General features: G+C 70.4%; 11 protein-coding genes and 1 pseudogene. 7 read left to right on the top strand and 5 right to left on the bottom strand.

Annotated elements, in window-relative coordinates; all coding sequences use genetic code 11:
* Positions 1-14 precede the first annotated feature (14 nt).
* On the bottom strand, positions 15-1,037 hold the full coding sequence (locus WMF27_RS42700; RefSeq protein WP_437943536.1) for a hypothetical protein: 1,023 nt from the start codon (positions 1,035-1,037) through the stop codon (positions 15-17).
* Positions 1,038-1,260: 223 nt separating this feature from the next.
* Positions 1,261-2,124: a hypothetical protein gene (locus tag WMF27_RS42695; RefSeq protein ID WP_437943535.1), complete on the bottom strand. Its 864-nt coding sequence runs from the start codon at positions 2,122-2,124 to the stop codon at positions 1,261-1,263.
* Positions 2,125-2,316: 192 nt separating this feature from the next.
* On the opposite strand from WMF27_RS42695, the pseudogene WMF27_RS42690 reads away from it, so the two are divergent.
* Positions 2,317-2,522 (top strand): annotated as a pseudogene (locus WMF27_RS42690) (ABC transporter substrate-binding protein); the annotation flags it as partial.
* Between the two features lie 56 nt (positions 2,523-2,578).
* On the opposite strand, the gene WMF27_RS42685 reads toward WMF27_RS42690, so the two are convergent.
* From WMF27_RS42685 to WMF27_RS42675, 3 genes are all read right to left on the bottom strand, one after another.
* Positions 2,579-4,099 (bottom strand): hypothetical protein, encoded by a 1,521-nt coding sequence (locus WMF27_RS42685; protein ID WP_437943534.1) that lies wholly within the window; start codon positions 4,097-4,099, stop codon positions 2,579-2,581.
* 115 nt (positions 4,100-4,214) lie between these two features.
* Positions 4,215-5,756 (bottom strand): hypothetical protein, encoded by a 1,542-nt coding sequence (locus WMF27_RS42680; protein WP_437943533.1) that lies wholly within the window; start codon positions 5,754-5,756, stop codon positions 4,215-4,217.
* A gap of 106 nt (positions 5,757-5,862) precedes the next feature.
* Positions 5,863-6,957: a PEGA domain-containing protein gene (locus tag WMF27_RS42675; RefSeq protein ID WP_437763157.1), complete on the bottom strand. Its 1,095-nt coding sequence runs from the start codon at positions 6,955-6,957 to the stop codon at positions 5,863-5,865.
* Between the two features lie 536 nt (positions 6,958-7,493).
* Between WMF27_RS42675 and WMF27_RS42670 the strand changes: the two genes are divergently transcribed.
* The 6 genes from WMF27_RS42670 to WMF27_RS42645 all read left to right on the top strand — a co-directional run bounded on the left by WMF27_RS42670 (position 7,494) and on the right by WMF27_RS42645 (position 14,068).
* Positions 7,494-7,688, top strand: coding sequence for a hypothetical protein (locus WMF27_RS42670; RefSeq protein ID WP_437763158.1), 195 nt, complete (start codon positions 7,494-7,496; stop codon positions 7,686-7,688).
* A 118-nt stretch (positions 7,689-7,806) separates the two neighbouring features.
* The gene (locus WMF27_RS42665) at positions 7,807-8,448 is read left to right on the top strand and encodes an RNA polymerase sigma factor (RefSeq protein WP_437763159.1); all 642 of its coding nucleotides are present in this window, start codon (positions 7,807-7,809) and stop codon (positions 8,446-8,448) included.
* Between the two features lie 815 nt (positions 8,449-9,263).
* Positions 9,264-9,866 (top strand): hypothetical protein, encoded by a 603-nt coding sequence (locus WMF27_RS42660; protein WP_437943532.1) that lies wholly within the window; start codon positions 9,264-9,266, stop codon positions 9,864-9,866.
* A gap of 453 nt (positions 9,867-10,319) precedes the next feature.
* On the top strand, positions 10,320-11,201 hold the full coding sequence (locus WMF27_RS42655) for a hypothetical protein (RefSeq protein WP_437763161.1): 882 nt from the start codon (positions 10,320-10,322) through the stop codon (positions 11,199-11,201).
* Between the two features lie 541 nt (positions 11,202-11,742).
* Positions 11,743-12,627, top strand: coding sequence for a hypothetical protein (locus tag WMF27_RS42650; RefSeq protein WP_437763162.1), 885 nt, complete (start codon positions 11,743-11,745; stop codon positions 12,625-12,627).
* A 544-nt stretch (positions 12,628-13,171) separates the two neighbouring features.
* Complete coding sequence (locus WMF27_RS42645; protein WP_437763163.1) at positions 13,172-14,068, top strand: hypothetical protein; 897 nt, start codon at positions 13,172-13,174, stop codon at positions 14,066-14,068.
* The last annotated feature ends 10 nt before the right edge of the window (positions 14,069-14,078 follow it).

Here is a 14,078-nt window from a genome sequence, read left to right as displayed (position 1 = left end):
GGCGCGCGCGGGCGTCACCACCCGGTCCGCTCCAGCGTCTCGATCGCCGGCGTGGAGCGCTCGAAGAAGTGGAGGGACGCCGGGAGCGAGCGGAACTCGCGCGGGTTGACGTCGAGGTCCCAGAAGGAGGTGACCATGGTCGAGGCCATGGGCGAGACGTCGACGACCAGCACGGCGCCGGCCGCGTAGATCTTGAGCATGCCGAGCCCTGCGCCGCCGCGCGACGTGTCGAGCACGGGGGCGCTCGTCGAGTCGGCGCCGCGGGCGCTCAGGCCTCGGGTGATGCCCTCGAAGACGTGGTGTCGCCGGAGGCCGCCGAACGGATCGTGCGCCTGGAGGGCGAGGTACGCGCCGTCGGTGCCGAGGCGCAGGGTGGGGATCTCGTTCTCCTCGAGCACGAGGTCGCCCCGCCTGTCGTGCGCGTAGCGGGGGCGGCCGCGGCCGTCGACGGGCGCGTCGTACATGGCGTTCATGAGCAGCTCGTGCGCGAGGGCGGCGAGCCGCTCGGCGACCCGCGCGGGGGCGCCGGAGCGCTCGGCCCAGTGCGCGACCTCGGCGACGGTGCGGTCGCGGTCGTCGCTCGTGCGGGGGCGCCATTTCACGATGGTGGCGCCCCAGGAGAGCAGGTCGGAGAGCCGAGGCGGCAGGGCGAGCGGCTTGAGGATGCGGCGGACGGCGAGGGCGATCTCCCAGGGCCGCGGCATGGAGGCGAAGCTCGGCCAGCCGACGATGCTGGAGAGGCGGGGCTCCTTCAGGGCGGCGTGGAGGATCGCGTCGGTGCTGCCCGAGGTCCACACGAGCAGGTGCATGCTGGGGTATCGCTCGGCCGCCCACTCGAGCGCGAGGTCGAGATCGGCAGCGTCGCAGCCGAGCAGCAGGGGTCGCTCGGACAGCCGGGTGCGCAGCTCGGCGGGATCGCCGGCGACGGGGACGTCCTGCAGGCCGGAGGCCGCGGACATCACGCGGGCGATGCGCTGGCCGACGACGCGGTTCCGCTCGAGGACGGCGATCGTCGCTTTGGGAGGAGAGGCGCTCAAGGGCTCACCGCGGGTTATCCCCTGGCAGCGGCTGCGCCCAGGGGGTGGACACGGCCCATTACATCACAGCGCGCGTCCGAGAGGCGACGTGAAGACGCCGGGCCGCCGCGGGGGCGCGGGGGACGCTCGCCCCCGCAGACGACCGCACATGCAGGGGCGTCGCCGCCGCCGAGCGCCGGATCCGGGCCCTGTACGGCATTCCTCCGTCAAGCCGCCGTGCCGGTTACCGGACGCACTGCGACCACGCCGTCTTGTTGTTGACGGTGTGCTGCTCCCAGTCGAGCGTCGTTGGATTGTACTCGAGCCAGACGCCATCGGTCCAGTTGTTCGACGTGAAGGGCCCGCCCAGCCCTGTCATGCCGCACGCCACCCCGCCGACCGAATTGCTCGCCAGAGGATCGATGCGATGGTTGTTGCCGGCGAGCCACTGCCATGCACCGTAGTTCTGCGGCACGTCCACGCAGATGGCCTTCACCGTGGCCGTCACAGGGGTGTCCACGCCCGTGGTGCTGACGCCCTCGAGGAACCATTCGCCCGAGGCGTCCTTTCGCACCCTCGCGTAGTCCGTGATCCAGTTGTTGAACCTGAACGCGCCGTTGCTGATCACCTGCGTGAGGAAGCACCGCCGTGACGACGTGCCGAACCCCATGCTCGTCGGCAGGCCGTCCCCCGGTCCCCAGGTCCAGGTGAACTGACTCGTCCTGTTCTCCGCCGTGTTGACGCACACGGCGTTGGCGCCCAGGTTCTGGCCGCTGGCGGCGTCGACGTCGAGGATCCAGTCCCCGCCGGACCGCTCCACGCGCACCGAGGCCTGAGAGCTGGCCCCGAGCTTGCCCCAGACGCCTGCGAGGAAACACGTCCGGTCGACGTCCGTCCCCAGGTTGAGGTCGCAGCTCCCGCCGCATCCCCAGCTGTACCCCGACCAGCCGATCGCCGCCTGGGCCTCCCCGACGGGCTCGTCCAGGGTCCCCGCGCCCTCCTCGCCCATCTCGCTCACACAGCCCAGCGCCAGGGGAGCGGCGATCAGCGCCAACACCGAGCCGAGATGAGCGCTCCAGGGCCTGTTCATCAGCGGATTCGATCTCATGGAAGGAGCTCCTTGGCAGAGGGGAAGTGAATCGATTTCAAGCTCAGGACGACACTACGACCTCTATCGCTTTCAACGATGGTTTGTCAACATGGTTAACTTTCAGACAGCGCCTCTTCTCCGACATGGAGCATGAAGGAGGAGGTCCGGAATCATGAAGAAGCCCCCCCCCGCGCTCGACCTCTCGGGGGTGCGGAGCAGAAGCGCATCCTCGACGAGGTGCAGGTGCTCTACGCGCAGAACGCGCCGGTGATCCCGCTCTTCAAGAACCCGTCGTGGGGCGAGTACAGCACGAAGCGCTTCACCGGCTTCCCACCAAGGAGAACCCGTACGCCAAGCTGTCGCCGAACAACCCGCCGGAGTACCTGCTCGTCCTCACGGAGCTCAGGCCGAAGTGACGCGCCGCGGGCCTCCGCGGGGAGCACCGCGAAGGCCGCGCCGGCGGTGATCCCCTTCACTCGGGAAAGCGATAGGTCTCGTACCTCTTGCCGCGCTCCCCCCACGTCGATGGATCGTTGGGATTGCCCATACCGCCCTCGCTGGGCTCGCCGAGATCGAACGTGACGTTCTCCAGCACGAGCTGGTCCTCGTCGAGGTAGGCGATGCCGATGGAGTCCCCGCCGCGCCCTCCGCCGCCGTAGCCTCCCCAGCCCCCGTAGCCGCCGTCGCCGCCGTCGCACGCGCGGCCGGAGCCGTCGGGCCAGTAGGCGCCGGCCGCCCCGAAGCCCGGGTTGCCGCCGACCTGCGGCGCGCCGCCCCTCCCGGCGCCCAGCGGATACACCGTGGCGACCTCGCTGTCGCGCACCGTCACCTTGGCGTGCAGCGCGAGGATCCCGATGCTCGGCGTGGCGTTGTCGCCCCCCTCCCCGCCCTTGCCGCCGCAACCGCCGCTGCCGCCCCCGCCGCCGGGCGGCCCTGCCAGGTTGGCCGCTCCGCAGATGGCGAGGCTCCCTCGGCGACCGCCGCCCCCGCCGCCCCCATGGCCTGGCTCCCCGGTGGCGCCGTCGCCCGCCTTTCCTCCGATCCAGCCGGCCTCGGTGATGCGACCCATGCCCTGACCCGGCGCTCCGTCGGCGCCTCGCGCGCCCGATTGCCCGTCCTGGCCGTCCTCGCAGCTGCCACTCCCGTGATCGCCCCTGCCCCGGAGCCCCGAGTCACGGGGATTGTCGGGGTTCGGCATGGGCAAACCGTCGGCGCCGTCGCCGCCATCGGCGACACCTCCATCACCCCCCTTGCCGCCCATCGACACGGGGCCCTCGTCACAGGCGCTCACCACGGCAACCCCGCCGGCCACGATCTCCCCGGTGCAGCCGAACGCGCCGCCCTTGCCGTTCACGCCTCTCTGCGCCACGGGCGGGCCCGACCAATCCTTTCCGTGCTCCGTCTTGTAGCTGGACGACCCGAGGATCAGGCTCCCGAGGATCTCCACCTCGGTGCCCGACCGGACGAAGACGGCGACCTCCGACCCGGCCGATACCCTCATGCCGACGATGGTCGTCACCCCGTCTTCTGCCCCCGTGTCGCCGGGCCGCGCCGGCTCGATCGTGATCGGCACCGTGTCGTCGAGCGTCTGGATGACAGGATAACTCCCCTCGGCCAGGCGCTCCCACGTCCCGTCGAGGCAATTGAAGCTCCCGATGAGATCCACGCCGGAAGGCACCGTGACCGAGCCGACCATGTGCGTGCAGAAGAACACACGCCCCCGCCCGGTGCGCGCCATCTCGATGGCGCGCTGGAGCGTCAGCACCGGCTTGTCCTGTGAGCCGGGGTTCGCGTCGTCGCCGAACATCGAGTGGACGAACACGCCGCAGCCGTCCACCGCGCGATCCGCGGTGAGGTACTCGCGACAGAGCGACTCCGGCGGCTCGGGCGCGCACGACCCGCCGAAGCACGGCGCAGGGCCTTCCTCGTAGGGACCAAGGTCGATCCCGCACCCCACCGCCAGGAGCGGCAGCAGGAGGGACAAGCGCTTCATGTCTGCAATCCTCATCGTTCTCTCTCTCGACGTGACGCCCTCGCGCGGGAGTCATTCACCATCTCTGCAATCCTCATCGGTCGCTCCCTGCGTGGAGCCCCCGCGCGGGGGTCCTTCATCGCGGTGGCCCCGGATCGACGGCAGGGAACACGACCCACGCGCCAGCGGTGCCCGGATCGCGGCGGCTCGGATCGCTCCCTGAGCCGCCGAAGCCGGCGTGTCCATTCCTGACGACCGCGCCTGCCTCGAAGCTCACCTTCGTGACGCCCACGGTGGCGACGCCGACCGAGGGCCCGCCGAGCCCGCCGCCGCCGTCACCGCCGCGCCCGCCGTTGCCGCCCTTGCCGCCGTTGCACGCGCGCCAGTCGTCCCATGGCGTGTAAAGCCCGCCAAGACCCCCGTTATGGCCCATGCCGCCCGCCTGGCCTCTTCCGCCGCCGCCGCCGTCGCCGCCATCGCCAGCCACGACCATCGAGCCGAGGACCGTGAGTTCGGCCCCCTCCAACGCGACGATCCCGAGGCTCGCTCCCCCAGGGCCTCCGCCTTTGCCCCCGCGTCCACCGCAGCCGCCGCTTCCTCCGGAGCCGCCGGCGGCGCCGCTCTGGGGGTCATCGACATGGCACACCACCATCGCGAACCTCGATTTACTTCCGCCGCCACCACCGCCGCCCCAGCCGAGGCCTCCGTGGCCTCCGTCTGTCCCTCGAACACCTACCCACCCACTAGGGTCGAGGACACCGGCACCCGCGGCGTCTGCACCATGCTCCCCGTTCGCACCATGCGCGCCCGGTTGGCCGTCCGTACAGCGCCCGCTGTCCGCACCTCGCCCCCCTCGGCCCGACTGCGAGGGGTCCTCGATCGAGTAGGGCTCGCCCTGCTGGCCGTCTCCCCCCCCAAAGATCCCCCCATTGCCCCCTTTCCCGCCGATCGACTCGGTGCCGTCATCGCAGGCCCTGACCACCGCGCGAGCACCCACCGCGCCTTCTGCCGTGCATGCCGCCGCGCCGGAAATGCCGGGGATTCCGTCCGACCCTACGATGATCGGCCCGTCTTCCCCCGGCTCCCCGTCCATCCCCCCGGCCGCGTGGACCTCGCTCGCCACCAGCCGGACCTTCGCCCCCTGGCTCAGGATCATCCCGATCGACGACCGCCCGTCGCTCGCCGAGCCCTCGCCTGCAACGACCCGGACCCCGTAGATCGTCGACGTCCGCCCCTCGGCGGCGAAGACCCGGACCGGGATCCCCTCCGGCCCCGGAGCGATGGTGGTCAGCTGATCGGGCCCCCCGAACGACCACCCGAACGACCCGTCCCCGTCCGCGCAGCGACGGCCGCCCCAGAGGTCCACGCCCGAGGGCAGCGCGACCGTCTCCTCGAACGTCTCGCCGCACGCGTACACGCGCCGGGTCGGCTCGTCCCCGTCGCGCCGTCCGCTCGCGGCGAGCACGATCGCGCGCTCCAGCGTCCTCACCGGCTGCTGCCGCGTGCCCGGGTGGCGGTCGTCGCCCTGCGCGCGCACGAACACCCCGCAGCCGTCCAGCACCGGCCCCGTCACCGGGTCGCCTTCGCACGGCGAGGCCGGGGGCGGCGGCGCGGGCGGCAGCGCCGAGGCGCCTTCATCGCACGTCTGCTCTTCCCAGCAATGGCTCCCGAGGTACATGCACCCCGAGACGGCGCTCGCGCCGCACGCGCATAGCGCGGCCACCGCAAGCGAAGCCGCTCCCCGCCATGCCGTCCGAGACCGCGTCATGTTCGCCTCCATGCCCTCACCACGCCCCGAGCGCCATCACGCCGATCTGGTGCGCCGTCGTCACCGGCACGACGCGGAGCGCGGTCGTCGCCGGCTTCGATCGCGGGAACGAGGAGTCGATGAAGAACGACGCCGCGGTCGCCGCGCCGACGACGGCCCCCGTCGCGACAAGGGCGGTCCCGAGGACGCCGGACCTGTCGCGCTGCTCGCGCAGGCGGTGGAGCTCGGGGCACGCGGAGGGCTGCGGCGATTCGCGGCACGCGTCCGAGGTCCACGCGGGATCGCGGTTGAGGCCGTCGATCCGCTCGCTGATGTCCCCGTCGAGCACGCTCGCCCGGAGCATGAAGACGGCCCCCGACGAGACGGCGGCCGTCGTGACGGCGATCCCCGCGATCCGCAGCGCCCCCGGCCACGACGCCCAGGGCCCCGGCGCCGGGGCCGCGGCCGGCGCGACCGGTCGGATGTCCTTCGCGCTCGGCTCGGGGGCGCGCGGGGGCGCCTCGACCACGGGCAAGAGCGTCAGCGCTGCGCCGACCGTCGCCCCCGCGGCGAGCTCGACCCGCTGCGAGAGCTCCCCGTGGCCCGACAGCCGGGCTCGGAGCGTGTACGTCCCCGGATCGACGAAGAGCTCGAGGACCGTGGCCCCCGTGCCGATCGGCTCCCCGTCCAGGAGGACCTCGGCGTCGGGCGGGGCGGCAGCCACGTAGATCCTTCCGACGTGCTCCAGCGCCTTGTTGAACCCGCTCGTGAACCGGCGGACGAGCGCCTCCTTCAGGACGGCGTCGTGATCGAGGCTCTCCCCCAGGTGCTCGGCGGCCTCCCGGTGCTTGCCCTGCTCCAGCTCGGAGAGCCCGAGATACCCGAGCACCTCGGCCAGCTGCACCTCGGTCATCCCGGCGGCGTCGGGCGCCGCCAGGGCGGCTTCGAAGCGCGCCTCGGCGTCCGCCCACCGCCGCCCGCCGAAGGCGATCCGCGCCTGCTGGCGCAGGGCCGCGGCCGCCGGCGGCGAGCCCCCGGGCGGCGGCGCCGCGCGCGAGGGCGCCGTGGCGCTGATCAACGCGCCGAGAAGGCAACTCCTCAACAGGACCGACAGCAAGCGCAAGCGCGTCATCCAGGCGACCTTATCAACGACGTCGCCAGTCCGGCAACGGTGCACGCCCGCGTGGCGCCGCGCTTTTGCACGACAATTTTGGCGTCGTCTCTGGAATGCAACCAACCGACGCGTCGACGTGTCGTCCCCTGGGGACACACCCCGGCGCACCGTTCTTCGTCGCGCCGGTCGATTCTGTCACCTGTTTTCGCGCCTGGATCATCTGGACGGGCATGGATGTGACCGCCTGGGCGAGCGCGGACGGCGCGGCGCCCTGTCAGCTTGGTTCCGATCGCTTCCGCCGTCTTGCGCGCGCCATGCGTGCCGGAGCGCCGGAGCGCGCGGCGTTGGGGCTCGCGTCGGCAGCGTTCGAGATCACGGCGGCGCCTGCGGGCCAGGACGGCGCTGTATCGGCGAGACCGGCGGGCGCGATCGGGCGACTGGAGGCCACGGCCGCGCTCGGATCGGCGGATCAGGGCAGCACCCCCACGGCACGCGCGATGTCCGCCGCGGGCGAGATACCGTTTCGGGCGCGCACCGGTGTGGAGCGATCGAGGATGGATCCGAGGCTCGAGCGGGCGCGCGCGATGCTCGATCTCGGGACCGCCGAAGGAAGGCTATCGGCGTGCCGTCTCCTGCACGAGCACCGCGAGCGCCGTGGTCGTGGAGAGCACGCGGCGCGGCGCGACGCGCTCCTCCGGGAAGCGCGCTGTGAGCGGCGCGGGCCGGTCGAGGCCGAGGCGCACGACTGATCGCATCGCAGGAGACAGAGCGGTAATCCCTCGCTGCCCTGGTGCGCGGCGCGGCTCCACGGGCGCGCTCGTTCGATCGCCCGGCGCGGCCGCGCTCCGTCTCGTGGAGACCCCATCGGTGGAGACGATCCTCACTACGACGCTGTCCGGTAGGGACAGCGAACGACCGCCCGCGCGTGCGCATCGCGCCCTCGTCACGCTGGACATCGGCGCCATCACTCGGCACAAAGCGATCATCGACGGCGTGCTGCGGCGCTGGAGCGTGCCGCGCAAGGATCGCGAGGACGTCGCCCAGGAGGTCCTGCTCGGGGCGTGGCAGAGCATGCGTGCCGGGCGGTTCCAGCCGCGGCCGGAGGTGCCGATCGCCGTGGCCTTGAAGCGATGGCTCATCGGCATCACCTGGCGGCACGCTTCACACTACGTGACGCGCGCATGGCGGAGGTACGAGGTCCTGGTGCCGGACGCGGGAAGCCTCTTTCAAGACCACACCCCCTCGCCGCTCGGGCAGATGGAGGCTCGGGAAGCGCTGCGCGAGCTCAGGCGCGTGCGTCCCAGGTTCCGAGCCGTCCTTGCCCTCAAGGCGCAGGGATATACGTGCAGAGAGATCGGCGCGGCGCTGGGGCACAACCCCAACACGGTTTGGAATCGAGTGCGCCTCGGGCGGCTGTGGCTCCGGCGGGCCGAGGCTCGCGAAGACGGCGCCAGCCTGCGCACATCCCCCGAGCACGACCTGCACCGAGACAAGTGCGGTCATTTCTGATCGAAGCGGCTCGAAGGGCCCGTCGACCGCGCGCACCTGAACGTCTGCTCCTCGCGCGATACCGCCCGGCACGGCGGGTCGTTCCGCTTCCATCCGCACCCCGGGCTGGTGTTCCATGGAACGGTCCCCCCACCGACGCGCGAGCTCGATCCCATGCCTCCTGCCCCGTCGCCCAACTTCGCGTTTCTCGACCACGGGGGGTGTAGACCTCCTGTTGACGTCGCCTTCCAGTGGGAGAACGGTGCGCGCATCCGGAAGGGGAGGAAAGCATGGGAGGCGGCTTGAAGAAGGCGAGCGCGCTCGTGTCGTGCGGCGGGCTCGCAGCGATGCTCGTGTCGGCATGCGACTTGTCCTAGACTTGCGACACAGTGGAACCGCTTCTCGATGCGACACATGTCGCCTTTGATCCTCCAACAGCAGACCGCCTGGTTCGGCTCGGTGCTACCAACGTCGTGCGTGCGTCAGACTGTCTCGTCATCGGACCGAGCCGTCGGGATGCCGCAGAACACAACCGGCTCCGCGAGACGTGGTTGTCCCTCTCTGAAGACCGCTCCGACAGGGATGATTCTGGCGAAAAGTGGGATCGGCTCTACTCTCCGGATGTTCGCTGGGAGCTGCCCGTTGTCTTGTGGGCATCAGTGAGCCTCCACGAACGAGTGAACCTATGGAGGGCCTGTAGCTGGTTGAGGCACATCGGGATCGCATGCAGTGACGTCATTATCGCCGAGCTCGAGTTCGTGTACGGCACAAGAACGAGGCCTCCAGCGCCGCCGATCGTTCCGCGGTTCAACTGCTCCGCATCGGTAGCCGACCATTTGGACGAGGTTCTTCTGGATCGTCTCGACGAGTCGCGCCCTTGGCCGGTGGAACGCTACGACCGTGCCGTTCGCCTCTGGGAAAGCTACACCGATGAGGATCCCTTGGCCTTCGTCGAGAGCTGCATGGCTGGTGTCGAAGGGTTCCCGGAGCTTGCCCCCTTGTGGGAGCTTCTGTCATGCTTCTTTCCGAGAACGACCACGGAAGGCGCCCTGCGCCTCAGCCGATTCGACGAGCTCATCCTGACCATCCTCTCGGCAGAGGATTACAACACTGACGTGTCCGTGTTCTGCGACAAGTCGCAATCTGGACTGGACTTGCGAGGAATTCTCTCCTGTACAGGCGACCTGTTCCTGGAAGATCGTCTGTCCCAATGGGCGAGGCACGCTTCGAGCGCATTCGTGGAGCGCGCGCCTCGCCCGAATCCTGGCGAGGTGATGAAGTCGTTCGTCTACCGCCTCACCGAACGTGGCATCCGACTCCGCGACGAGGGGCTCGAACAGCTCACGGATGCGCCAGGCCTGCCCGTCGCCGGGACCGAGGCGTATGCACCTTCATCCCCCTGGAGTTTGCTCGAAGACGGACGGCTCGCTCGGCTGTGAGGGGTAGCAGCGGCTCCGGCCAGCGCGGCCCGGATCGGCGCAGGCGCCAGCGGTGAACGGTGAACGCCGGCGAGCACGTGGCCGCGATCTTCACCGGGCCGACGCGGGACGCGATGATCATCGACATCTTCTGAGGGAGACGCCGGGAATCGGCCCCTGATCTGAATCTGGGGGCCGGCTGAACGAGAGACACAGCGGACGCCGTGTCCGATTCCTCGAAACGGTGTCGGCGACCATCGAGGGCCTGATTCCGTTCGTTACCCGAGGGCCCTCACACGCAGCCCCGTGCCCGGACCGCCGGGAGGCACACGCGGGTCACACGCCGTGACGAATCCGAGGAGCCGCCCGGAATTCATGAGTGGGAGGACGCCCCTCGGCCCCTGCGGGACCACCGCATGCGCCTGGCGCGCCACGCAAATCCAGCATGATTGCAACCACTCATGAGACGACCCGATGCCCTCAGTGATCCATGAAGCTCTGGTGGAGCTGTTCAAGAACCGGCCGACGCTCGCCGCCGAGATGCTGCACGACGCGCTCGGCCATCCGGTCCCGACCTTCACGGAGGCGCGCGTCGAGTCCTCCGATTTCACCGAGATCGTGCCCTCCGATCGCCGGGCGGATGTCGTCGTGCTGCTGGTCGGCGAGCAGCAGCGGCCCGCGATGGCCGTCGTGGTCGAGGTCCAGCTCGGCGTCGACCCGGACAAGCCCTACGTCTGGCCCGTGTACGTCACCCAGACGCGCGCCCGGCACCGCTGCCCGACCGGGCTGCTGGTCGTGACGATCGACGCGGCGATGGCGCGGTGGAGCGCGCGGCCGATCGACACCGGCCACCCTGGCTGGACGCTGACGCCGCTGGTGCTCGGGCCCCAGGGCGTCCCGGTCGTCACCGACGCTGAGCAGGCGAAAGCGGCGCCCGAGGTCGCCGTGCTCTCGGCCATGGCGCACGGACAGAGCGAGGCGGCGGAGGCGATCGGCTTGGCTTTCTTGGCGGCGGCACCCGGGCTCGATGAGGAGCGCCGGGCCGTCTACGGGGATCTGGTGCTATCCTCGCTGAACGCAGCGGCGAGGCGGAGATTGGAGGCGATGATGAAGAGCGGTTACCAGTTTCAGAGCGAATTCGCGCGCAGCTACGTGGCGAAGGGCCGGCAGGAAGGGATCCTTGAAGCCAAGGCGCACGACGTGCTCGCCGTCCTCGAGGCCCGCGGGCTCGAGGTCCCCGTCGAGGTGCGGGAACGCGTCCTCGCGAGCACCGACCTCGACGAACTCGACCGCTGGATCCGTCGTGCCGTGATCATCAGCGACGCCCAAGACCTCCTCGCCACGACCGGCTCCTGAGGGCGCCCGGGCTCCAGGAGCGGGCAAGCGCGCTGCTCCTGTCGCCGGAAGGCGATGGCAGGTGGCCCGTGCGCCAGGCTGCTTCTACGCGTTCGCCTCCTTCAGCGCCGCCGGCAACGCCGGCAGCCTCGACCTGGGCCGATACCCGGCTTCCCGTACGATCGGCTCGGAATCGCCTCAATTCTCCGAACGAAAATACAGCGCTGTCGCCATGGCTTCTGAGTAGAGGCGCCGGAAGTCGAACCCGGAGCTGAATCGGAGGGCCAGCTACGCAAGAGCCAGACCGGACGCCATCTCCGAAGCATCGGTAGGGCGTTGGCGACCGTCGAGGGCTTGATTCCGCTCGTGCGCCCGAGCGCCCTCTCGTTCAAGCCCGTGCCGTGACCGTCGGCGCACACGCGGGTCACACGGCGTGATGACCTCACGGAGCCGCCCGGAATTCATGAGTGGGAGGGCGCTGCTCGGCCCCTGCGGGACCACCGCATGAGCCTGGCGCGCCACGCAAATCCAGCATGATTGCAACCACTCATGAGACGACCCGATGCCCTCAGTGATCCATGAAGCTCTGGTGGAGCTGTTCAAGAACCGGCCGACGCTCGCCGCCGAGATGCTGCACGACGCGCTCGGCCATCCGGTCCCGACCTTCACGGAGGCGCGCGTCGAGTCCTCCGATTTCACCGAGATCGTGCCCTCCGACCGCCGCGCGGACGTCGTCGTCGTGCTGCTGGTCGGCGAGCAGCAGCAGCCCGCGATGGCCATCGTGGTCGAGGTCCAGCTCGGCGTGGACCCGGACAAGCCCTACGTCTGGCCGGTGTACGTCACCCAGACGCGCGCCCGCCACCGCTGCCCGACCGGGCTGCTGGTCGTGACGATCGACGCGGCGATGGCGCGGTGGAGCGCGCGGCCGATCGACACCGGCCACCCTGGCTGGACGCTGACGCCGCTGGTGCTCGGGCCCCAGGGCGTCCCGGTCGTCACCGACGCTGAGCAGGCGAAGGCGGCGCCCGAGGTCGCCGTGCTCTCGGCCATGGCGCACGGACAGACCGAGGCGGCCGAAGCCATCGGCGAGGCATTCTTCGCGGCGGCGGCCGGGCTCGATGAGGAGCGCCGGGCCGTCTACGGGGACCTGGTGCTATCCTCGCTGAACGCAGCGGCGAGGCGGAGGTTGGAGGCGATGATGAAGAGCGGTTACCAGTTTCAGAGCGAATTCGCGCGCAGCTACGTGGCGAAGGGCCGGCAGGAGGGAATCCTCGAAGCCAAGGCGCAGGCGGTGCTCGCCTTCCTCGAGGCCCGCGGGCTCGAGGTCCCCTCCGACGTGAGGGAACACGTCCTCGCGAGCACCGACCTCGACGAGCTGGACCGCTGGGTCCGCCGCGCCGCCGTGATCAGCGACGCCCGCGAGCTCCTCGCCACGACCGGCTCCTGAACCGACGCCCCGGGCCCCAGGAGCAGCCGAGCGCGCTGCCCCTGTCGCCAGGCGGCGATGCAGGGTGCCCCCTGCCCTCCCTACTTCTCCGCCCTCGCCTCCCTGAGCACCGGCGGCAACGCCGGCAGCCTCGACCTCGGCCGATACCCGGCTTCCCGTGCGATATGCCCGGAATTCCCTCAATTTTCCGAACGAAAATACAACGCTCTCGCCATGTCTCCTGAGTAGAGGCGCCGGAAGTCGAACCCGAAGCTGAATCGGACGTCCAGCTGCGCAAACGCCGCAGCGGACGCCATGTCCGAAGCATCGGTGCGGTGTTGGCGACCGTCAAGGGCTTGATTCCGGTCGTGCGCCCGAGCGCCCTCTCGTTCAGCCCCGTGCCATGAGCGTCGGCGCGCACGCGGTTCACATGGCGTGATGACCTCACGGAGCTGCCCGGAATTCATGAGTGGAAGGACGCTGCTCGGCTCCTGCGGGTCCCACCGCATGAGCCTGGCGCGCCACGCAAATTCAGCATGATTGCAACCACTCGTGAGACCACTCCATGCCCTCAGTGACCCATGAAGCCCTGGTGGAGCTGTTCAAGAACCGCCCGACGCTCGCCGCCGAGATGCTGCACGACGCGCTCGGTCATCCGGTCCCGACCTTCACGGAGGCGCGCGTCGAGTCCTCCGATTTCACCGAGATCGTGCCCTCCGACCGCCGCGCGGACGTCGTCGTCGTGCTGCTGGTCGGCGAGCAGCAGCAGCCCGCGATGGCCATCGTGGTCGAGGTCCAGCTCGGGGTAGACCCGGACAAGCCCTACGTCTGGCCCGTGTACGTCACCCAGACGCGCGCCCGGCACCGCTGCCCGACCGGGCTGCTGGTCGTGACGATCGACGCGGCGATGGCGCGGTGGAGCGCGCGGCCGATCGACACCGGCCACCCTGGCTGGACGCTGACGCCGCTGGTGCTCGGGCCCCAGGGCGTCCCGGTCGTCACCGACGCTGAGCAGGCAAAGGCGGCGCCCGAGGTCGCCGTGCTCTCGGCCATGGCGCACGGACAGAGCGACGCGGCGGAGGCGATCGGCGAGGCATTCTTCGCGGCGGCGGCCGGGCTCGATGAGGAGCGCCGGGCCGTCTACGGGGACCTGGTGCTATCCTCGCTGAACGCAGCGGCGAGGCGGAGGTTGGAGGCGATGATGAAGAGCGGTTACCAGTTTCAGAGCGAGTTCGCGCGCAGTTACGTGGCGAAGGGCCGGCAGGAAGGCCGGAAGGAGGGAATCCTCGAAGCCAAGGCACACGACGTGCTCGCCATCCTCGAGGCCCGCAGGCTGGAGGTCCCCGCCGAGGTGCGGGAACGCGTCCTCGCGAGCACCGACATCGACGAGCTGGACCGCTGGATCCGCCGCGCCGCCGTGATCAGCGACGCCCGGGAGCTCCTCGCCACGACCGACTCCTGAGAGCGCCTCG

Source organism: Sorangium sp. So ce281 (genome assembly GCF_051527395.1).
GTDB classification, from domain to species: domain Bacteria; phylum Myxococcota_A; class Polyangia; order Polyangiales; family Polyangiaceae; genus Sorangium; species Sorangium cellulosum_B.
Note: the sequence above shows the minus strand (reverse complement) of the source record. Positions and strands in the feature narration are given on the sequence as shown.